Here is a 20,429-nt window from a genome sequence, read left to right on the forward strand (position 1 = left end):
CCACCAAAGGGTGAGGATTTTATCCGATATTCATTATAGCGATATCTTAAGCCTTCTTCAAATCAGCAAGACGCTTCTCGGTTGATTGGGCTTTTTCTTGCCAGTCGACTAACTTAGCCTTTTCCTTGGCAACAACGGCTTCAGGGGCAGAAGATACAAACTTTTCGTTTGATAACTTACCTTCAGCACGTTTAACTTCCTTTTGGAACTTAGATAATTCGCCTTGCAAACGTTCAATTTCAGCATCGATATCAATCAAACCAGCCAATGGTACGTAGACTTCAGCACCAGTGATGACCTGTGACATGGCCAAATCAGGAACATCGACGTCAGCTGCAATCGTCAATGACTTTGGCTTTACGAAACGTTGGATATAATCCGCGTTATCGTTGAAGACCTTAACCAAGCTTTCGTCCTTCACCTTAATCATCACGTCAATTTCCTTAGACATTGGCGCCTTAGCTTCGGCACGAATAGTACGAACCGCAACAATCAAATCCTGCAAAGACTTAAAGGCCTTGGCAGCTTCTTCATTTTCCAATTCTTTCTTATAAGTAGGATAAGCCTGGATACCCAAGTGTGCATCCTTACCAACCTGAGTTGGCATTTCTTGCCAGATGGCTTCTGACATGAATGGCATGATTGGTTGGAGCAAACGCAAAGTCTGATCCAAGACGTAGGCCAACGTTTCTTGAACGGCAGTCTTGTCGCCGTCCCCGTTCAAGGATTCCTTGGTCATTTCGATGTACCAGTCGGCAAAGTCAGACCAGATGAAGTTGTACAAGTCACGGCCAGCTTCACCGAATTCAAACTTCTCAAAGTTATCCGTCACCTTCTTAACCGTCTTGTTCAAACGTTCCAAAATCCACTTGTCGGCCAATGACAACTTAGAAGCATCTGGAATACGGGCAACTGTATCGTCATCCAAGTTCATGATTACATAACGGGAAGCGTTCCAAATCTTGTTGATGAAGTTCCAAGCTGAGTCCATCTTTTCATAAGTAAAGCGGACGTCTTGACCCGGTGTTGAACCAGTAGCCAAGAACCAACGTAAAGCATCGGCACCGTACTTTTCAATCACGTCCATTGGGTCAACACCGTTACCCAATGACTTTGACATCTTGCGGCCCTCACCGTCACGAATCAAACCGTGAATCAAGACGTTCTTAAATGGTCGTTCGCCGGTAAATTCCTTACCTTGGAACATCATACGAGCAACCCAGAAGAAGATGATGTCGTAACCAGTTACCAATGTGTTGGTTGGGTAGTACTTGGCAAAGTCGCCGTCCAACTTGTTAGGCCAGCCCATCGTTGAAAATGGCCAAAGAGCAGATGAGAACCAAGTGTCCAAAACGTCTGGATCGCGTTCCCAGTCATCCCCAGGCGCCTTTTCTCCAACGTAGATTTCTTCTTGATCAGTTCCCTTGTTCTTGTACCAAGCTGGGATTTGGTGTCCCCACCAAAGCTGACGAGAGATAACCCAGTCACGGATGTTTTCCATCCAACGGGTGAAGGTATCTTCGAAACGACCAGGCACAAAGTTAACCTTTTCATCAGGGTTTTGTTGCATGGCCAGGATTTGCTTAGCCAATGGCTCCATCTTAACGAACCACTGCGTTGACAAACGTGATTCAATGGCAACACCAGTACGTTCTGAGTGACCAACCGAGTGGGTGTATGGTTCGATACGAAGCATGTCGCCTGCTTCTTCCATGTCAGCAACCATGGCCTTACGGGCTTCGAAACGGTCCAAGCCTTCGTACTTACCAGCGTTGGCGTTCATGTGGGCATCTTCAGTCATCGTGTTGATGCGTTCCAAGTTATGACGGTTACCAACTTGGAAATCGTTTGGATCGTGGGCTGGTGTAATCTTCACCATCCCAGTTCCAAAGTCCTTTTCAACGTATTCGTCGGCAATGATTGGAATCTCGCGACCAAGCAATGGCACACGGACCGTCTTACCAACGATGTCCTTGTATCGTTCATCAGTTGGGTTAACGGCAACGGCAACATCCCCAAACATCGTTTCTGGACGAGTCGTGGCAATTTCGATGTAATCCTTACCGTTCAAAGTCGTACCATCCGTAAATGGATACTTAACGTGGTAGAAGGCGCCTTCGTCATCTTGGTAGATAACTTCGATATCAGACAAAGCAGTACGAGCCTGTGGGTCCCAGTTGATGATGTATTCACCACGGTAAATCAAGCCCTTGTTGTAAAGGTCGATGAAGACTTTGTTAACCGCTTCGTTCAAACCAGAATCAAGGGTAAAGCGTTCGCGGCTATAATCCAAAGCCAAGCCCATCTTTCCCCACTGCTGCTTGATAGTCGAAGCGTATTCGTTCTTCCAGTCCCACACTTGTTCCACGAACTTTTCGCGTCCAAGGTCGTAACGGGAGATACCTTCCTTACGCAAACGTTGTTCAACCTTCGCCTGTGTAGCAATTCCGGCGTGGTCCATTCCTGGCAACCAGAGCGTATCAAAACCTTGCATCCGCTTTTGACGAATCAACATGTCTTGCAAAGTCGTGTCCCAGGCGTGTCCCAAGTGCAACTTTCCAGTAACGTTTGGTGGTGGGATAACCACTGAATAAGGTTCTGGTTCGTTTCCCTGGATAGCCTTGTTGGCTTCAGGAGAAAAGAGATCGTTCTTTAACCAATCTTCGTAGCGACCAGCTTCAACCGCTGTTGGGTCGTACTTGGTCGACATGTTTACATCGCGCATAGTCTGTCCTCACTTCTATTTTTTTGAAGAGTATTTTAGGCTTTCTATATAAAAAAAAGCGCCCTAATCTTTCGATTAGGACGCTTACACGTGGTACCACCTAAATTGTGTTCACTAACTTATCGTTAGAAAACACCACTTCATTTAAATCAATTATTAACCCCTAGCAACCTTCCGCATTAACTCTCCTACTTCACAGCTTCCAGTAGGTCTCTTTCAGTAGCGCTTGCGTACTCCTCTAGGTTGTACTTAGTTTACAAAGACTTGCTCAAATAGTCAAGGTCAATCACTTAAATGCGCTGCTTAGGGTATCTGATGCCTTGAATTGATCATCATACTCCTTCTTTACAGCGTCAACGTTGGACTTTGAAACATTAATAGCTGAAGAATTCACTTTCAAAACCGGTAATTCAGATGAATTTTCCGGATTTTGATCATAAATACCATATGCATCCCCGGAGACAACCTGTCCTGGTGTTAATTTCCAACACATCCACTGAAAATTAGCACTTTCCCCAAGGATAGCTCCACCTGACTTTTGCAGTTGATTACTAATCATATTATTATCCTGCAACTTTCCCTGGTCATCACTGAACTGGCTAATACTTGAAGTCCAACGCTCTTCACTGATGTCATCAGTAAGCAGGCCAGAAAAGCTGCCACCAGTATTCGATTTAGCCAGTCCTGTATTAAAAGCACCTTTTGGGGCAGCTGCAATAATATACATATCTTTTTTGGTTGTATTCTTAACCTCCATCTCAACCTTAGCTAAAGGACGGCTATTTGCCGTTTTGTAATCAGTAGCTGTAATAGACTTAACGTTAATTTTTAATCCGTTGACCGTCTTGCTCTTACCACTAGCAATGCTAATTGGTTTACTATCATCTTCCTCGTCGGAAGATGAAGAAGACTCGGCCTTCGACTTCGTAGTAGAACTTTTTTGTGTAGCACTGTTATTATTAGATGATTTTGATTGATTATTCTTAATAAATACAACACCTAAAACAACAACAATAATAGCAATAACTATCCAAATCCATTGTTTCTTTTTCATTTTTCTCTCCCTATATTTTTATAACACCGATCTTTATTCACTATCCGTGTTCGTATCCGCTGTAGCTTGTCGTTGGTACTCATCCTTATAGATATCAACCGTCGACTTAGCAACCCCAATCTGATCAGGGTTAACCTTCAAAACTGGTAGCTGATCCGGATTGTTTGAGTCTTGATCGTAAGCACCGTAGGCCGTTCCAGAAACACTTTGACCAGGCGTTAATTTCCAGCACATGTACTTATAATTGGCGCCAATTCCAAGAATAACCCCTGACTTCTTTTGAAGTTGGTTACTAATCAAATGATCGTCAGAAAGTTTTCCCTTATCGTTAGCAATGGAAGCAACACTAGACGTCCAATGGGAATCTGTGATGCTATCCGTGGCAAGACCGGCCAAGTTCCAACTATCTGACTTAGCAAAGCCGGTATCAAAAGCACCGTGCGGTGCAGAGGCAACAACGTACAAGTCTTTCTTCGTGGTGTTTTTGACCGACATTTTCACCTTTACCACGTTTCGCTTGCTATAAGCCTTGTAGTCCGTTTTGGAAATCGATTTCACGTCAATTTGAAGGCCGTTCACAACCTTTTCTTGGCCAGATTTCATGTTAATCATCTTTGTTGTCGCATTTGTTCGCAATCCGGAGGTGGATTGTGATGTATTGATTTTCTCAACCTTATTCTTAGATGATTCTTGCTTGGTACATACAAGGGTTACTGTACCGGCAATCGCGACAAGAAGAATCACAATCGCCCAAATCCAAAGCCACTTTTTCCGTTTCATTTTTCATTCCTACTTTTATTATTAACAGGAATAATTATACTCCTCTTTTTGAACATAATAAAAAGACCAACGTAATTCGTTGGTCTTTCATAAAATTTATTGTTGTTTCTGTTCGTGTTGTTGCTGTTGTGGTTGTGACGATGAAGTAGAAGATGATGATTGACTTTGAGCAGCCGCCTTACTTGAAGATTCAGCAGCAGCCTTTGCCGCAGCATCAGAGCTCGACTTAGCGGCAGCTTCTGCGGCAGCACGTGATGACTGAGCGGCATTGGCAGCAGCCCGTTCCGCAGCAGCTTGAGAACTTGCCTTTGCAGCAGCGGCAGCGTTTGCTGAAGCAGCATCGGCAGCCGCCTCTTCTTGTTCCTTATTATCAGAAGAACTAGATGTTTCAGAAGAAGTGTGGTGCTTCTTAGATGAGTAAGAAATATCAGGTGTTGGTGAATCATCATCATCAGACTTTGATGATGCAGATCCGACCATGTAGAAGGCAACCCCTCCAGCAATAATAACGATGATTAGCCAGAACCACCACTTCTTATAAAAAGTCACGCCTCGCTTAGATGTTTGGCGTCGTTTTGCACGTGATAACATAATTTAAATCCTTTCGAGAATAAATAAATCAGCGACCTAAACGGTTGAGCAGACCGCGAATTTCTTTACGATAGTAAATGATAAAGCCAGCAAAGACAATTGGCCAGGCATCCTGGGTTACAATCGCCATTAATAGTTTACCGACATAATTAAATAAATCCGTCAATAAGCTAGCAAAAAGCACCCGCAGGACAACCAACAGAAAGACGGCAGCAATCACAACAACCACCGGGTTGGACCATTCTGACCGTTCTTTTACTTTATCAAAAACTTGCTTTGTTGAATCAGCTGCAGCCTGTGCACCCCTTTGGGCAGCACTGACTGCTTCTTGCATTTGATCAGCCGAAGAAGACGTTTGTGCTTGGTCTTCAGAAACTTTTTTACTTTCTTCTGTTTGCACACCATCATTCGTAACTGGCTTTTTATTTTTCTTCGCCATCGGCAAAATCCTTTCAAAACAAGTTGATATCACAATCCATTTTAGCAGGAATGTCATAAAAGGGCCAATGGCAATCAAAAAGTCGGCTGGGGGACAGCCGACTTTTAAAAAGGAAAAAAGCGAGCAGGGCCCGCCTTTTTAATTTACTTTTACCAAACGAAGAGTCCGACCATGGCCGCTGAGAAGAGCGATACCAAGATACCAGACAAGAGCAAGTAACCAACGTTTTTGGCAACAACACGGCTCTTGTCCTCTGAAACCATCCCCTTAAAGCAACCAACAATCATACCGACCGTCGAGAAGTTGGCAAAGGATGTTAAGAAGACCGTTAAGACCGCTGCGTAGTGGTCTGAGAAGTGACTAATCTTGTTTGTCACAGAACCCATAACAACGAATTCGTTGGTAATCAACTTCGTTCCCATCAACTGGGCCAAGTCAAAGGCTTGTGAGCCAACACCAAGCAACCAAGCAAATGGATACATGATGATTCCCAAGATGTGTTCAAGGGAAAGCCATGGATTAACCAAACCAAGCAACTTATCAACCATGGCCGCCAAAGCAACAAAGGCGATAACGTTCGCGGCGATGATCAAGATCAACTTTCCAGCACCCAAGATAGAATCTCCAAGGAAGGAGAAGAATGGTTCGCGTTCAACCTTAGTTGCTTCCTTCACTTCAGCTTCCGCAAGCTTTTCTGAACCTGAATCAATGTCTTCTGCCGCAGCTGGTGCTGCCCCAATCTTCGCGATGGTGTCTTCCTCAGGCGTTACTTCAACTGGGTTCAAAATGGCGGTCACAATCAAAGCGTTAATCACGTTGATTGGCACAGCGGTCAGAATGTAACGACCGGGCATCATCATTGTGTAAGAACCAATAACTGAAGCCGTCACACAGGACATGGACATCATGGCTAAGGTCAACATCCGGTCCGCCTTCATCTTCTTTAATTGCAAGGCAGAAACCGCCAAGGCTTCCGTGTTTCCAAGAAACATCATTTCAATTGAGAAGAATGATTCGAACTTTGGTTGTCCGAAAAGCTTTGACAAGCCCTTTCCCAACCACTTGATGACGAATGGCAAAATACCAAAGTAAGTCAAGATATCGAACAGTGGTACGACCAACAAGATTGGTAGCAAGACACTAGTAAAGAAGTTCCCCTGCAACTTGGCACCAGTTGGCTTCAATGCAAAATCGATCCCTTCTTGGGCCACTGAAACCAACTCGTTAAAGCCAGTTGCAGCTCCGTCAATCATATCTCGTCCAACTGAGAATGAAGTAAAGAACCAGGCCAAGACTAAGTTGACAACTACCATTGTGGCAATGGAGCGCCAATTAATCTTGGAACGGTTTTTAGAAAACAGAACGGCAATCGCAATAAAAACGAGCAGTCCTAAGGCATTCACTAATAAGTACATGTCGTTCCCCCTGTTTTTGTACAACAATGCATAAACAAATCAATTATAGCATTTTATTATTTAAAAATTAGGTGGCCGATTAAGGAATAGCAAGCATTTCACCGAATAATTTGGTTAATTTTTTCTAATTGTTCGTTTTTAACGTTTTAAATCTCATTCGTTTAATCCCCAAAACTTTTACTATTTTAAAATAAGCGCCTCCTAACCGTTTCAATTTTTCTGCTATAATCAAAACGTTTATCAATCGTGATAAACACCGAACACACGGTGCGTTGCTTCCGATGACGGCACCTTAAAAACAATAGGAGAACACATATGAATCACACACAGTCGACCTTGGCACTGACCTTCAGCCCACGGGCCATTTGGTCGGACCTAAGAAAGCTCAAAGCCACAACGAAGTGGCTACTGGCTGTCATGATTGGTGCACAGGTCTTGACCTTCGCCCTCTCATCCGACCGTTCTGGGTTGGCATGGCTAACCCTTTGGACCGGATTTGCTGCAGTTATCAACCTAGCACTAGTTGATCAGGGAAAACAGTCGAACTTCTTTTGGGGGCTTCTTTGTACCTCAGCCTGGCTAATCGTCGCCTTTAACTCAAGAACTTTTGGTGACGTCTTCGCACAGGGATTTGCCTTCATCATGCAGTTCTTTGGTATTTACCTCTGGGCCAAAGTCCGAGATGAAGACGCTGGTGAAATCAAGCCGAAGAAGTTATCCAAGCAACTAGCCTGGGCCGTACTAATCATCACCATCATTACTTACCTCATCGTCTTGACGATTTCCAAGCACTTGCATGGTCTTCAGGTTTACCTGGACTCAGCCGTCTTGCCACTAAACATCATCGGCCAGGTGCTGTTGACTTATGGCTACCGCTCCCAGTGGTTCGCCTGGATTTTAGTCGACATCGTCCAAGTGACCGTTTGGGCTCAGAACGTCTTCGTTCTGGACGGCTCTTACGCCATCTCCATGCTGGTGCTACAAATTGTCATGCTAATCAACGCCCTATACGGCGCCTGGTACTGGTACAAACATTCAAATTAATTTACTAAAAAAGTCGTGCTTTTCAGCTGGAAAGCACGACTTTTCAATTTTGTAATCCTTTAAGCCAACTTACGATCGAAATACTTAGCCAATAATGATAACAAGTAGTTCACTACGAAGTAGGCAAAGGTCATAAAGATTAAGATTGGCACGATGTAGTGACTGTTCTGGGCGTAAACAACCTGACCGCGGTAAGTCAAATCGGCCAAAACAATTCCAGATGCCAATGACGTATCCTTAACCAATGAAATCAACTGTGAAATCAAAGGTGGAATCATCTTCTTATAAGCCTGAGGCATGATAACGTACAGCATCGTTTGCTTGTTCGACATTCCCGTTGAACGTGCGCCCTCAAACTGTCCCTTATCGATTGACTCCAAACCACCACGAATAATTTCGGACAACATGGCCGCTTCAAAGAAGGACATGGCCACAACCGTTGACCAAAAGATTGGCAAGCGAATACCAACCTGTGGTAGTGAGAAGTAAGTAAAGAAGATAATCAACAGCAAAGGTAGGTTTCGAACAATGTTGTTCAAAGTACCAATTAATGATGAAAAGTATGGAATCTTTTCAAACATGGCGATGCCGACAAAGGATCCAACAATTAACGAAATAATAATCGAAAAGATTGAAACCCCGACGGTTACACCTAATCCCTGCAAGAGGTAGCTCAGATTATCAGCTGATAAAGCTGCAAAAAAGTCATTCATTGCTCATCCCCCATTATTGATTTCCCTGAGTGCGGGCTTCTAGATACTGCATGAAGTAGCTCAAAGGCAACGTCAAAACGAGGTAGAAAGCACCGACAATCATGTATGCCGTAAAGGTATCAAAGGAGTTCGCCGCAACGATGTTTCCTTGATACATCAAGTCCAAACCACCAACGAAGGCGAGAATGGATGAATTCTTTACTAAGTTAATGAACTGGTTCCCTAAAGAAGGAATGGCAATTCGGAAGGCCTGTGGCAGGATAATCTTGCGCATCGCCTGTCCGTAGGAAAGACCGTTTGCTAGAGCCCCTTCCATTTGGCCGGTATCGACTGAAAGAATTCCGGCACGAACACATTCAGCAATAAAGGCTGAAGTATAGAGCGACAAAGCAATCGTTCCAGCTGCAAATCCAGTCATCTTAATGACTTTGGCAACTGCTAAGTAAAAGAAGAGCGTGATAATCAAAAGTGGCACGTTTCGGAAAAACTGGACGTAGCCGTTTCCAACCATTGCCCAGCCCTTCTTCTTAGAAAGCTGCAACAGTGCGAAAACCGTTCCCAAGACAAGGGAAGCAACCAAGGCAAGTAAAGAGGCCATGATTGTGTAGCCAAATCCAGATAAGAATAGTGAAGAATATTTATCAAATAAAGTCATTACTTCACCTCCAACTGACTAATGTCCAAACCAGGTACTTGTCCAAACCACTTCTTAATCAAAGCGTTGTAAGTACCATTCTTCTTCAAAGTAGCCAAGGCCTTATTGGTTTCTTCAACCATTCCCTTTTGGTTATGATCGAAGGCCACACCGTAAGGTCCATAACTCAAAGTACCACCAACAACCTTGTAGTCAGGGTTTTCAGTAGCCAAACCATACAAGATGGCGTTATCGGTTACGATGGCCTGTCCCTGTCCGGCCTTTAAGGCCTGCATAGCGGAAGCGTAGTCCTGCAATGCCAAAATCTTGGCATTAGGTGCTTCCTTTTTCACCGTATCAGCAGCCGTTGTTCCCAAGGCAACCAAAACCGTCTTAGAAGAATCGTTCAAATCTTTAATTGAGTTGATTCCTGAATCTTTCTTAACCAACAATGAGTTACCAGCTGGGAAGTAAGAATCAGAGAAGTCCACGACTTTGGCACGTTCCTTGGTGATGGTCATAACGGCCAAAACACCATCAATGTTCGTGTTCTTTAATAGCTGAACCTTTGATGAGGCGTTCACCGGTGTAAAGGTTGGTGTCAGGTTCAAGTTCAACTGCTTCCCAATTTGCTTGGTCAAAGCCTTCGCCAAATCCACATCGAACCCTTCGGACTTACCGGTCTTCGTATTGACCAAACCGAACAGTTTGGTATCCGTTTTGACACCCCAAGAAATTTGCTTGGTTGTCTTCACTCGTTCCAAAGTATCTTGGTGAGTCTGGTTCTTTTGAGCAGCATTGGCAGCCCAAACACCAGCAATAATCAAAAATGCAACTAGAAGAATGGAAGCAATGATACCAAAAAGACGTTTTTTGTTCTTTTCCATCTCATCCTCCTTTTTAGTGACTATCCACTTGGCTCAAGAACTGCTTTGCACGCTCGTTCTTTGGTGCCTTGAAGAATTCTTCGGTTGAAGCATCTTCCAAGATGGCACCATCAGCCATGAAGATAACACGGTCAGCGACCGCCTTGGCAAAGTCCATTTCGTGGGTCACGACCAACATGGTCATGTCACTATCTTGAGCGATTTCACGCATGACTTTCAAAACACCACCAACCATTTCGGGATCCAAAGCAGAAGTTGGTTCGTCAAAAAGAAGGCACTTAGGCTTCATCGCCAATGAACGGGCGATAGCCACACGTTGCTTCTGTCCACCTGACAATGCGGATGGCATGTTGTCAGCCTTATCAGCCAATCCAACCCGTTCCAAAAGCTCCATGGCAATTTTCTTGTTTTCAGCTTCGTCACGCTTCAAAACCAAGCGTGGTGCTAGCATAATGTTTTCCAAAACCGACTTGTTGTTATAAAGGTTGAAGTGCTGGAAAACCATTCCCACGTTCTTGCGAATCTTATTCATATCCGTCTTAGGATCGTGGAGATCATAACCATCAACGATTAACTGTCCCTCTTGGATTTCTTCCAAACCGTTAACCGTTCGAATCAAGGTTGACTTTCCTGAACCTGAAGGTCCAATCAAAACAACCGTTTCACCCGCATCAATCTTCAAGTTGATGTCTTTTAGTGCGTGAAAGTGACCGTAGTACTTTTCCACGTCTTTGAATTCAATCATCGACATTGTGCAACTTCCTCCCCTTTTTTCATTCCATCTCGATTATAGTCCTAATTTTCATTATATTTCAGGATTAATTATTTAGAACTATTCGCGTGAGCTTATATCACAAGCCCTCATTTCAAGAAAAAAACACCTCCGCTAGGGATTGGTGTTTTTTCTTAACTGTCCCGGCTGGGCTCGAACCAGCGACCTTCGCATTAACAGTACGGTGTTCTACCAACTGAACTACAAGACAATGATTATTCTTTTATTACTTATTGGAAAAGCTATTTTTCCAACTGTCCCGGCTGGGCTCGAACCAGCGACCTTCGCATTAACAGTGCGGTGTTCTACCAACTGAACTACAAGACAATGCTATTTTTTATTACTTATTGGAAAGTTATCTTTCCTACTGTCCCGGCTGGGCTCGAACCAGCGACCTTCGCATTAACAGTGCGGTGTTCTACCAACTGAACTACAAGACAATCAAATAGCGTGATATAAATATATCACGCTACTATGTGTTTGACAACACTTTTATGAAATTATTTTTAATCAAATAACAAAATTATGATAAAACACTCACCGTGTTCGCTTTTATTACAATTTTAAAAGTAAAATTAAGCAAATGGATTCCAGAATCGACCGCCATCAACTGAAACAAGGAGAATTGCTAAGGCTAACAAAGCAATGCCGAACAATAATCCAATCCAATCAGCCAAGTGCCATGACTGGGCATAATACCAAGTACGCTTCTTCTTTTTCCCAAAGCGACGGAGCGCCATGGCTTCTGAAATTGTCTCGACTTTTTCAAGAGTTGAAAAGGCCAAGGCTAGAAGCAAACGCGTTGAAGCAACCAGTTTCTTGCCCAACGAAGCCTTCTTACCCAAAGCAAAGCCACGAGCTTCCTGAACCTTACGGGTCGTTTGAAATTCATCTTGAATCGTTGGCAGATAACGTAACGTTAGCGAAAAGGCGTAAGCGACTTTATAAGACACCCCAACCTTGTTCAAACCAGCCGCCAACTGTGATGGCTGCGTTGTCAGCAAGAAAGCCAGCGAAAGAGGAACTGAGAAACAGTACTTTAAGAGTACAAGTAGCTCATAAAAGATTTGCTGAGAAGTTAGGGCATAATAGCCTGAACCGAGCAATACCGTCTTACTATGGTAGAGTTCCACCCCGTAGTGTGGGGCAAAGACGTAAATCAGAAGTAGGTTCAAAACCGCAAAGATAACGGTCAAATAAACTAGCACGCGGATTGACTTCCAAGAAATCTTTGAAAAATAAAGTACCAAAGCTGAAAAAACGGTCAAGCCAATCAAAAAGCGCATATCAAAAGAAAGAATGCCAGCAACTGTCAATAAGATGAAAACAATCAACTTACTCGTCCCATTCATCTTATGAATGAAGGAATCACGTTCCTGGTAACCAAGAAAATCATTCATGGCCTCGCTCCTTTCCCTTTAGCCCTAGCCGTTCTAACAGAACCTGATCAGATGGTTGAATCAAAGACGTTTCAGACAATAAGTCTGCACTTTCAAAAAGTGTTTTTGGACTTATTTGACGCGTCAATTGGCCATTCACTAATGAGGCCACTCGATCCGCCCAATTTTCAATCAAAGCCATGTCATGGGTGACGGTTACAAGAGCCAACCCCTTATCACGCAAGGACTGCAAGTAAGTTAAGAGTCCCTTCGCTGAGATGTCATCCTGCCCGGCCGTTGGTTCATCCAAAATCAAAACAGAGGGTTCCAAAATGGCAACAGCTAGCACTGACAAGCGGCGCTTCTGTCCAAAGGACAAAGCCTGACTAGGCCAGTTACGGTAAGGATAAAGGTTGGCCTCCTTCAAGGCAGCCAACACCTTTTCGTCAATCACTTCTTCCGATACATCTCGCAGGCGTAAGCCAGCAGCCACTTCCTCAAAGACCGACAAGCCAATTAACATTTCGTTTGGATTTTGTGAAACATACCCGACGTACTGAGCGTGCTCCGCCAAAGGAAGGTCATTCAATTCAACGGCTTTTTCATCCTTATCATCTGCCTTCACCAACCCCTTTTGTAAAGGCAAGAAACCTGCTAGTAAGCGTGCCAAAGTTGACTTACCCGAACCGTTTTCACCGATTAAAGCCAACCATTCTTTCTTTTGAACAGAGAAGTCAACGTCTGTTAAAATCTGACGGTTCCCATACTGATAGGCAATTCCAGTTGCTTCCAAAGCAGTTGAACCAAAGTTCTCTGCAGCCGTTGCCGCCGGTTGTGTTTCCAAAAAGTCAGACAGCTTAACTGCTAACTTCGGCCCGTCAACCTTTGCTATGTTCGCAATATCCGTCAAATCGTCCAAGGCGTAACCCGACTTTTCAATCAAAGATACATAAGCCGGCTGTGCCAACTGCCAGTCATGGAAGTCCGGTTGAACTAGCAAATCATTGGCACTGCCATCAAAGACCAGCTCGCCGTCTTCGAGCACCAGGACCTGGTCCACCCCATGACGGAGCACTTCATCAATACGGTGCTCAACCATAATGATTGTAATACCCTCTCGATGGAGTTGATCAATGGTTTCAAGCAAGGACTGCCCAGCTTTTGGATCCAAACTAGCCAGCGGCTCGTCCAAAACCAAAATCGGACTATCCCCGACAAGGACACCCGCTAAGGCCACTCGCTGCTTTTGTCCGCCGGATAAGACGTTTGGCCCAAGCGGTAAGAGTTCAGTCAAACCAAAACGTTCAGCAACGTCTTTCACCGCCTGACGCAACTTGGCTAGTGGTTCCCCCTCGTTTTCCAAAACGAAAGCGATATCTTCGGCCACGGTTAAACCAACGAACTGGCGGTCCGTATCTTGCAAGATTGTTCCAACTAAAAGCGAACGGTCAAAGGGGTCCTTCCCCGTTTGGTCGACACCGTTAATCAAAACACGTCCTGAAAGGTCGCCGTTTTCTTCTGTTACCAAGGCGTTAATCAAGGAAATCAACGTTGATTTTCCTGATCCCGAAGGTCCCAAAACGAGTGTTTTGCTACCGGTTGAAATGGTAAAGTTAATATTTTTCAACGTTGGCTCTGCCTGCGTTTCATAGCAGAAAGTCACGTTATCGAATTGTAAAGCGGAATCAGCCATTCGCTGTCCTTTCTTTAATCTTCTTTGCGCAGCAAGGTCTGCTGCCCCTTGTTCTTCAAGTAGAGTGATAGGAGAGTTGTTCCAATAATTCCCGTTGAAATCACGTTCACAATCACCGAAAGGCCACCCTGCAGGTAAACCTTATTCGCTGGTTCAGCGTAAATCACGATGTCCAAAGTCGGTGCGATCAACAACCAAGCAATCAAGTTAGCAATCAACTGGCTAATGTTAAACCAGGCGACTTTCCAGAAGTTCAAAGCCCCTTTTAACAAATGGGCCCGCTTCACTAACAGCGCGAAAATGAATGCGTAACAACCATCGGCAATCACCCAGGACCACCAGATAGATCCATAGGAAATGGCATCGTTTAGGCTATGTCCCAAAATGGCGACGAAGAAGCCAACCATTGGCGAGAAGAGAATTGAAATCAATGATAACCAAGACTGGGCCACGTTGACCTGCGTGTTTGGAATTCCAGTTGGAATCGCCACAAACTTAAACAGAATCAAAAAGACGGCAGCACCAATTCCAATGGCTACGACATCCTTTGTTGATAAGCCCTTCTTTTTCATTTAGTTATCCTTTTCAATTTCAATCGTCCAGTTTTGACCGGCTGACAAGTGGTTTTCAGCAGCCATTGAACCCATACGGATGGCAATTCCAACCGTGTAAACAGAGTTCATGTAAATCAATGTTTCGCCGTTCTTCACGTCGGCAAAAGTCTTGTAGTAAGGCAACTTAGCCTGGTAAACGCGCTTCCCTTCGTAGAAGACAGAAACGTTGAAGACATCCCCATAACGGGAACCAAAGTCTTCTTCCCAGCGTGTTTGTTCAATGTTTGTCCACAATGAACCGAAGTTAACGTCAGTAATATCAACGTTACCAACAATCTTGTTTCCTTCAATACGGGCAGGGTTCAAGGCCAAACGTTCGATATCTGCCACTGGTAATTCCTTACCAATTTCTTCGAAGGTAATTTGTCCACCGGCCAAACGAGCACCGTTGTATACGTAGATGTCACGGCCGTGGAATGTGGCTGACTTTTCAGAACCTGGCAAACGGTCGATGCTTTCATCGATGACGCGAACGGCTTCAATTCCGTAAAGCTTGTCCAAGTGAGTCAAGGTTCCGTTATCTGGTGTTACGACGTAGTGACCAGTTTTCAACTTGGCAACCAATGACAAACGCTTTGATCCAACACCAGGATCGACAACTGAAACAAAGACCGTTCCAGCTGGCCAGTATTTAGCTGTTTGTGAAAGTCGGAAAGAACCTTCAAAGATGTTAAATGGTGTAATTCCGTGCGTTAAATCAGCAACCGTTACTTCAGGGTCAACCTGGCGGGCCACACCGTACATCGTTGAAACGGCGCCATCATTCAATCCAAAATCTGTTTGCAATACAAGTGCTGCTTTCATGTTCTTCCTCCGGCTCATTTTGAGCATTTTTGTTTTAGTAAGCAAATAAAAACCCGGACAGGTCAAAAGACCTGCCCGGGACGAAATGTTCGCGTTACCACCTGGTGTTTGGCTATTCCTCACGGAACAGCCCTTCATACGTTCGAGGACTCTTTGCCTGAAACGATTCGCTATAACGGGCGATTCCCGAATCCGGCTTGCCTTTTGCTTACCAGAATAAGTAGCTCCCAGACCATATTCACTGTGTAGACTGTCCGGTTTTCACCAAACACCGGCTCGCTAAGCAGTCGCGACAGTTACTTATCTGTTCATTGCTGTTATGTTTATTATATTACGATATTCGGTAATCAATGTCAAAACATTTTTAAAAATTAACAATATTAGAAATATAGATTAGAATCCAAACGTTTTGTTTGTTAACGTCGAACATCATTCGCCCTTAACCACTTCAGCAAACTTATCTGAAATCGATTTTGCGGAAGCTGCTAGCTTCTCTTTTTCATCTTCTGATAGTGTCAAAGTCGAATCGGCCACGATTCCTTGTCGACCAACGATTGCTGGTGTGGACAAGTAAGTGCCAAAGGCCTCTTGGTAGTGTGATACAGGCAGCTCTTCGTGAGCATCCGATACAATGGCCTTAGCCAAACGAATGGCCGCTGAAGCAATTCCGTAAGAAGTAAAGCCCTTTCCAGCAAAGACCGTGTAACCGCCAACAACAGAATCCTTTTCAATTTCCGCTAAATCGACACCCTTGGCCGCGGCCACTTCCTTAACGGGTTGGCCCATCACTGAAACGGTTGACCAGGCTGTAAACTGAGTGTTTCCGTGTTCACCAAGGTTGTAACCAGCAACTGACTTAGGGGAAACATCAAATGCTGCACCAGTTGCACGACGCATCCGGGCAGTATCCAAGAGTGTTCCCGTTGCGATTACTCGTTCGACTGGATAACCCGTTTCCTTCTGGTAGAGCGCCGCAATGGCATCACAAGGATTGGTAATGACAACCAAGACACCTGAGAAATCAGTCTTCTTCAATTGACCCGCAACATCTCGTACCTGCTCCACGTTATATGGTAGTTCAATAAAACGGTCCTTTGATGGGTTGTTGTGCTGCAATTGAATGTTTCCAAGTGCTGAAATGACAACATCCGCATCATCTAAGGCAGCGTAGTCGTTCATCACGATTTTGTAAGATTCGTTTTGGTTGGCCAAGGCGTCTTCCAAGTCCAAGGCTTCTGCACGGACTTTTTCAACCTTCTTATCAATCAAAACGTATTCATCAAAAGTTCCTTCTTGAACCAAGGCGTGTGCCACCGCTGATCCAACGTGTCCCATTCCGATAATTCCAACTTTTCGCATGTTAATACCCCGCTTTCATGTAACAAAGGATAGAAGAAAGATTAAAAAATGTCAAGGGAATATGAGAAAAAACTAATTATTTTTTCAATAAAAAAAGACAATTACTTTTCCTATTAAAAAGAATAATAATCATCTTTTAGATTTAATATCAAATATTTACAACATTGTCATCTTAGTGACGGCGCTTGTAAACCTTGAATCCAAAGGCTGAAGCTACAAGAGCGAGTCCAGTCAACGCCATTGCGTTGTTAGATTGTGCTTGTACGCCAGTTTCTGGCATGTCTGATTGTGAAGCTGATGTTGACGCTGCAGCTGTTTCTTCAGTTGCTGACTTGGCTGCATCCTTGTTTGATGATGAAGCGTTTGCATCTTCATCTGCACCAGCAGGGGTTTGATCTGAACCGTTATCATCTCCCTTAGGTGCTACAGGTTGGTCTGGGGTAGCAGGGGTGTCAGGAGTTACACTTGAATCTGGCTGGTTGTTTTCTGGTGTGTCAGCGAATGGTTCCCCATCATCAAAGTCAACTACATCGTTGTCTACTCCGTCACCATCTTGTGCCTTAGAAGCATCTGCATCTTCTTCTGGCGTTGTGTTTCCTTCAACTGGTGCGTTGTTTGCATCGTTGTCAGCAAATGGTGTTCCTTCGTCGAAGTCGTCTACATCATTTTGAACATCTTCATCGTCTTGTGACTTTGAAGCTGCTGCATCGTCTTCTGCAGTTGCACTTTCTGATGATGGTGCATTGTTTGCATCGTTGTCAGCAAATGGCGTTCCTTCGTCAAAGTTTTCGCCGCTGTCTTCACCAGCAACAATATCAGCAGCTGTGTTATCTGCATTTGCATCTTGTTGTGCAAGTGCTTCTGCTGCTTCATTATTCTTTTTGTCTACATCAGCTTGATCGCCTGATTCTTGAACCTTTACTGGAGTTGTTTCAGACCCGGTTTCGTCAGCGCTTGCAGACTGTGCTGCAGCAGGTACCATCATAGCCAAAGTAGCACCAGCAACTAACCACATTTTCTTAGCTTTAAACATTTTTACTCGATTTACTTCTTGCATATCATTAACTCCTTTCATATCTTCTCTCTGTTAGTGATATGTATTGGTAACAGAATATTATAAATATGCAACATATTCAACCTTTTGCCCCTGTTTTTTAAAAAATGCAAAGATTTTCACAATCAAAGATACCACATATGTAATATACCAATTTTTATAATTTTATATGTAATATTTATTATATAGGCGTTTATAAACTTTTTTTAACAATACCAATAATTTTATTTTAAAATAGATTTAATGTAAATGTAATATTTGTAACGATGACATCGCAATTCGTTCTTTCTTGTAATAAAAAAGAGCGAATCCTTAACCTTAAGATCCACTCTTTTTTATTTTCATTTATTTAAAATATATTGCACAATGCTTTGCACAGCCTGGATTAAAGGGCGCCCGACAGCGTCCACAATGGCCCAGTTGGTACTCGTTAAAAGTCAGTCTACTTTGACAAACACCACAAAGGACAGGCTTTGCATCCTCCCTTGGCCAGGATGCAAAGTTATGGTCTTCCAAGCTATCGTGGCATTCATAGCAGGCATAGTAACGTTTACAGCGATGACACTGCAGAGCGACCACATCCAATTCTGTATGGTAGTGGCGACAGGTACCGGTTGGCCCAATGTCGATTCCATAAATCTTAGTCATACTTTCTTCCTACTTCGTACTACTTCACTTCTTCTTTCAAAGCTTGAACAAGCAAATCAGCTTGATCCAAGTACTTAGCCAAAAAGGCATCCGTCTCGGCTTCATCAGCCTGACGAGCAATTTCGTCCGGTTTAATGGTCAAACGTGGATTGACCGTTAAGCGTTGCATCTTCAAGCCCTGCAAGACCATGGAAAGGGCTAACTCGCCTTGAAACCCACCGTGGGATCCAATGGACACGGTGGCCACGGGCATCCCCTGCCACTCTTGGTAAAGCGTATCCAAGGCGTTCTTCAAAACCGCAGGATAGCCCCAGTTATACTGTGGAAAGACAATGACGAGCGCATCATACTCCTTTACCATTTCAGACCAGGTCTTCGTTGCTTCCATTTTATAAAGTCCCATCGCTGGCAATTCCGGTTCATCCAGCCAAGGTAAATTAATCTCAGCCAAATCTAAAACATCAGCATCCAACCCCTTCATATTCAGAATCGGTGCTAACCAGTGAGCTACCTTGCGCGACACACTATAACGACGGTTTGATCCAACTAACACTGCGACTTTCATATCGGCCTTCTTTCAAGATATTCTGCTTCTATTGTAGTTGTTTTGAAAAAGAAAGGCGAATGAGAAGAAAAAAGAGCTAAGTTTAGCAGTCATTGCTAAACTTAACTCTTTTATTCAATTTAAATCTATCCTTAATTTTTAATGAACCGTTTGTCCTTCAAAAATAGTTTCGCCCATATGGTTATCCTGATTATCGTCATACATCGCAACTTTCGTTAAACCAGAAGGGTCATCTTGACGAATGATTTTTGCAAATCCCGCAACATCATCTATATAATATTTAGTTCCATCGTCTACTTGATAAAATGGATAATCGTCAGAATGCTTGGCTAACTTATTTTCAGACATTGTTCCGAATTTTTTACCCCAATAATCTTTGTATCCCTTTGTTTTTTGACGATCTTCCTTTTCTGAACTAATTTTGGCTGCCGTTTTATCCTCGATTATCTTGTTGTTTCCACCAATAAGTTTACCGTCTTCAAAATAAAACTGCCCCTTTTTATCTGTTGAGTAAACTAATACATTCTCCTCTTTTGAATCAGCAGGCCCTAAAATATCTTCCACCTGTTGTTCAGTCATACCCAACTTAATATCATTCTTCATATGGTTCTCGATTTTTTCAGTAATAAACCGACTTTGGCCATCAACTAACTTACCATTTGTAAAGTAAAGTGTGCCTGCTTCATCACCCTTATAAAATAGTGTGTTTTTTTCTTCCTTTTTTGGTTTCCCAAGAACCTTAATTACTTCTTGTTTGTTCATACCTAACTCAAGATTTTCAAAGGGGCTATGTGGATATGCACAACACACAAAAAGAAAGGCAACAACAATCAAACCAAAAGCTGAATAACAGATTTTATTATTACACTTCTTTGTACTTTGATATCGAATTCCTTGAATAAGTAAAGTAACAATCGCAACCAACATACATAAACTGAAAATAGACATTACAATAATCAGTTTAGTGTTATATGACAAAAGAAAATATAGAGAAAAAGCAAGTATTGTCCCAAAAACACTTAACAAAAAGCGCCAACTCTTATACCAGCTATCCCCCTGATTTTTAAGATTACTCCACTCTTTTCTGGACAGTATTATTCCCGCAACAATCCAAACCAAAAATAAAATAATTATGACCGTATCCATTACTTTCTCCTACACATTATTAAATTAACACCAAGAAAAGATATTACTACTTCAACTATTACAAAGAAACAACAAATAATCTCATAGCGCATAAAAAAGGCACGACATCTCTG

General features: G+C 43.3%; 20 protein-coding genes, 3 tRNA genes and 1 other annotated feature. Of the genes, 1 reads left to right on the forward strand and 22 read right to left on the reverse strand.

Features of this window, described 5'->3' with window-relative positions; translation table 11 throughout:
• Positions 1–46: 46 nt before the first annotated feature.
• From H7198_RS00305 to H7198_RS00330, 6 genes are all read right to left on the reverse strand, one after another.
• On the reverse strand, positions 47–2,725 hold the full coding sequence (locus H7198_RS00305; protein ID WP_274457679.1) for a valine--tRNA ligase: 2,679 nt from the start codon (positions 2,723–2,725) through the stop codon (positions 47–49).
• A 286-nt stretch (positions 2,726–3,011) separates the two neighbouring features.
• Entirely contained in the window at positions 3,012–3,779 is a 768-nt protein-coding gene (locus H7198_RS00310; protein WP_274457681.1) for a hypothetical protein, read from the reverse strand.
• A 33-nt stretch (positions 3,780–3,812) separates the two neighbouring features.
• The gene (locus H7198_RS00315) at positions 3,813–4,559 is read right to left on the reverse strand and encodes a hypothetical protein (protein WP_274457683.1); all 747 of its coding nucleotides are present in this window, start codon (positions 4,557–4,559) and stop codon (positions 3,813–3,815) included.
• Between the two features lie 96 nt (positions 4,560–4,655).
• Positions 4,656–5,150 (reverse strand): hypothetical protein, encoded by a 495-nt coding sequence (locus H7198_RS00320; protein ID WP_274457685.1) that lies wholly within the window; start codon positions 5,148–5,150, stop codon positions 4,656–4,658.
• A gap of 28 nt (positions 5,151–5,178) precedes the next feature.
• Positions 5,179–5,589 (reverse strand): hypothetical protein, encoded by a 411-nt coding sequence (locus H7198_RS00325; protein ID WP_274457687.1) that lies wholly within the window; start codon positions 5,587–5,589, stop codon positions 5,179–5,181.
• 149 nt (positions 5,590–5,738) lie between these two features.
• On the reverse strand, positions 5,739–7,004 hold the full coding sequence (locus tag H7198_RS00330) for a NupC/NupG family nucleoside CNT transporter (RefSeq protein WP_274457689.1): 1,266 nt from the start codon (positions 7,002–7,004) through the stop codon (positions 5,739–5,741).
• Between the two features lie 315 nt (positions 7,005–7,319).
• On the opposite strand from H7198_RS00330, the gene pnuC reads away from it, so the two are divergent.
• Entirely contained in the window at positions 7,320–8,048 is a 729-nt protein-coding gene (pnuC, locus tag H7198_RS00335) for a nicotinamide riboside transporter PnuC (RefSeq protein ID WP_274457691.1), read from the forward strand.
• A 59-nt stretch (positions 8,049–8,107) separates the two neighbouring features.
• Here pnuC and H7198_RS00340 read toward each other — a convergent pair whose 3' ends face one another.
• From H7198_RS00340 to H7198_RS00415, 16 genes are all read right to left on the reverse strand, one after another.
• Positions 8,108–8,761, reverse strand: coding sequence for an amino acid ABC transporter permease (locus H7198_RS00340; RefSeq protein ID WP_274457693.1), 654 nt, complete (start codon positions 8,759–8,761; stop codon positions 8,108–8,110).
• A gap of 13 nt (positions 8,762–8,774) precedes the next feature.
• Positions 8,775–9,416: an amino acid ABC transporter permease gene (locus H7198_RS00345; protein ID WP_274457696.1), complete on the reverse strand. Its 642-nt coding sequence runs from the start codon at positions 9,414–9,416 to the stop codon at positions 8,775–8,777.
• The gene (locus tag H7198_RS00350; protein WP_274457698.1) at positions 9,416–10,282 is read right to left on the reverse strand and encodes a transporter substrate-binding domain-containing protein; all 867 of its coding nucleotides are present in this window, start codon (positions 10,280–10,282) and stop codon (positions 9,416–9,418) included. The genes H7198_RS00345 and H7198_RS00350 overlap by 1 nt, the downstream gene beginning before the upstream one ends.
• A 13-nt stretch (positions 10,283–10,295) precedes the next feature.
• A complete protein-coding gene (locus H7198_RS00355) occupies positions 10,296–11,033 on the reverse strand; it encodes an amino acid ABC transporter ATP-binding protein (protein WP_274457700.1) in 738 nt (245 codons plus the stop codon).
• A 159-nt stretch (positions 11,034–11,192) separates the two neighbouring features.
• Positions 11,193–11,265, reverse strand: a tRNA-Asn gene (locus tag H7198_RS00360).
• Between the two features lie 43 nt (positions 11,266–11,308).
• Positions 11,309–11,381 (reverse strand) — tRNA-Asn (locus tag H7198_RS00365).
• 40 nt (positions 11,382–11,421) lie between these two features.
• A tRNA-Asn gene (locus tag H7198_RS00370) sits at positions 11,422–11,494 on the reverse strand.
• 135 nt (positions 11,495–11,629) lie between these two features.
• Complete coding sequence (locus H7198_RS00375; protein ID WP_274457702.1) at positions 11,630–12,454, reverse strand: energy-coupling factor transporter transmembrane component T family protein; 825 nt, start codon at positions 12,452–12,454, stop codon at positions 11,630–11,632.
• Positions 12,447–14,126 (reverse strand): ABC transporter ATP-binding protein, encoded by a 1,680-nt coding sequence (locus tag H7198_RS00380; protein ID WP_274457705.1) that lies wholly within the window; start codon positions 14,124–14,126, stop codon positions 12,447–12,449. Before H7198_RS00380 ends, H7198_RS00375 begins: the two co-directional genes overlap by 8 nt.
• Positions 14,127–14,140: 14 nt before the next feature.
• The gene (locus H7198_RS00385) at positions 14,141–14,698 is read right to left on the reverse strand and encodes an ECF-type riboflavin transporter substrate-binding protein (protein WP_274457707.1); all 558 of its coding nucleotides are present in this window, start codon (positions 14,696–14,698) and stop codon (positions 14,141–14,143) included.
• Positions 14,699–15,544 (reverse strand): SAM hydrolase/SAM-dependent halogenase family protein, encoded by an 846-nt coding sequence (locus H7198_RS00390; protein ID WP_274457709.1) that lies wholly within the window; start codon positions 15,542–15,544, stop codon positions 14,699–14,701.
• Between the two features lie 73 nt (positions 15,545–15,617).
• Positions 15,618–15,865, reverse strand: a binding site (T-box leader).
• Between the two features lie 108 nt (positions 15,866–15,973).
• Positions 15,974–16,903: an L-lactate dehydrogenase gene (locus H7198_RS00395; RefSeq protein ID WP_274457711.1), complete on the reverse strand. Its 930-nt coding sequence runs from the start codon at positions 16,901–16,903 to the stop codon at positions 15,974–15,976.
• Between the two features lie 172 nt (positions 16,904–17,075).
• Positions 17,076–17,960 (reverse strand): KxYKxGKxW signal peptide domain-containing protein, encoded by an 885-nt coding sequence (locus H7198_RS00400; RefSeq protein ID WP_274457713.1) that lies wholly within the window; start codon positions 17,958–17,960, stop codon positions 17,076–17,078.
• Between the two features lie 342 nt (positions 17,961–18,302).
• Entirely contained in the window at positions 18,303–18,605 is a 303-nt protein-coding gene (locus tag H7198_RS00405) for a CHY zinc finger protein (RefSeq protein WP_274457715.1), read from the reverse strand.
• Positions 18,606–18,624: 19 nt separating this feature from the next.
• Positions 18,625–19,170 (reverse strand): NADPH-dependent FMN reductase, encoded by a 546-nt coding sequence (locus tag H7198_RS00410; RefSeq protein ID WP_274457718.1) that lies wholly within the window; start codon positions 19,168–19,170, stop codon positions 18,625–18,627.
• Positions 19,171–19,308: 138 nt separating this feature from the next.
• On the reverse strand, positions 19,309–20,316 hold the full coding sequence (locus tag H7198_RS00415; protein ID WP_274457720.1) for an MARVEL domain-containing protein: 1,008 nt from the start codon (positions 20,314–20,316) through the stop codon (positions 19,309–19,311).
• Between the last annotated feature and the right edge of the window lie 113 nt (positions 20,317–20,429).

The sequence above is a fragment of the Fructobacillus sp. CRL 2054 genome, from assembly GCF_028764065.1.
GTDB lineage: Bacteria > Bacillota > Bacilli > Lactobacillales > Lactobacillaceae > Fructobacillus.

Coding starts and splice junctions, on each gene's coding strand:
- H7198_RS00305 (WP_274457679.1), bottom strand. CDS start 2,725: ATGCGCGATGTAAACATGTCGACCAAGTACGACCCAACAGCGGTTGAA.
- H7198_RS00310 (WP_274457681.1), bottom strand. CDS start 3,779: ATGAAAAAGAAACAATGGATTTGGATAGTTATTGCTATTATTGTTGTT.
- H7198_RS00315 (WP_274457683.1), bottom strand. CDS start 4,559: ATGAAACGGAAAAAGTGGCTTTGGATTTGGGCGATTGTGATTCTTCTT.
- H7198_RS00320 (WP_274457685.1), bottom strand. CDS start 5,150: ATGTTATCACGTGCAAAACGACGCCAAACATCTAAGCGAGGCGTGACT.
- H7198_RS00325 (WP_274457687.1), bottom strand. CDS start 5,589: ATGGCGAAGAAAAATAAAAAGCCAGTTACGAATGATGGTGTGCAAACA.
- H7198_RS00330 (WP_274457689.1), bottom strand. CDS start 7,004: ATGTACTTATTAGTGAATGCCTTAGGACTGCTCGTTTTTATTGCGATT.
- pnuC (WP_274457691.1), top strand. CDS start 7,320: ATGAATCACACACAGTCGACCTTGGCACTGACCTTCAGCCCACGGGCC.
- H7198_RS00340 (WP_274457693.1), bottom strand. CDS start 8,761: ATGAATGACTTTTTTGCAGCTTTATCAGCTGATAATCTGAGCTACCTC.
- H7198_RS00345 (WP_274457696.1), bottom strand. CDS start 9,416: ATGACTTTATTTGATAAATATTCTTCACTATTCTTATCTGGATTTGGC.
- H7198_RS00350 (WP_274457698.1), bottom strand. CDS start 10,282: ATGGAAAAGAACAAAAAACGTCTTTTTGGTATCATTGCTTCCATTCTT.
- H7198_RS00355 (WP_274457700.1), bottom strand. CDS start 11,033: ATGTCGATGATTGAATTCAAAGACGTGGAAAAGTACTACGGTCACTTT.
- H7198_RS00375 (WP_274457702.1), bottom strand. CDS start 12,454: ATGAATGATTTTCTTGGTTACCAGGAACGTGATTCCTTCATTCATAAG.
- H7198_RS00380 (WP_274457705.1), bottom strand. CDS start 14,126: ATGGCTGATTCCGCTTTACAATTCGATAACGTGACTTTCTGCTATGAA.
- H7198_RS00385 (WP_274457707.1), bottom strand. CDS start 14,698: ATGAAAAAGAAGGGCTTATCAACAAAGGATGTCGTAGCCATTGGAATT.
- H7198_RS00390 (WP_274457709.1), bottom strand. CDS start 15,544: ATGAAAGCAGCACTTGTATTGCAAACAGATTTTGGATTGAATGATGGC.
- H7198_RS00395 (WP_274457711.1), bottom strand. CDS start 16,903: ATGCGAAAAGTTGGAATTATCGGAATGGGACACGTTGGATCAGCGGTG.
- H7198_RS00400 (WP_274457713.1), bottom strand. CDS start 17,960: ATGCAAGAAGTAAATCGAGTAAAAATGTTTAAAGCTAAGAAAATGTGG.
- H7198_RS00405 (WP_274457715.1), bottom strand. CDS start 18,605: ATGACTAAGATTTATGGAATCGACATTGGGCCAACCGGTACCTGTCGC.
- H7198_RS00410 (WP_274457718.1), bottom strand. CDS start 19,170: ATGAAAGTCGCAGTGTTAGTTGGATCAAACCGTCGTTATAGTGTGTCG.
- H7198_RS00415 (WP_274457720.1), bottom strand. CDS start 20,316: ATGGATACGGTCATAATTATTTTATTTTTGGTTTGGATTGTTGCGGGA.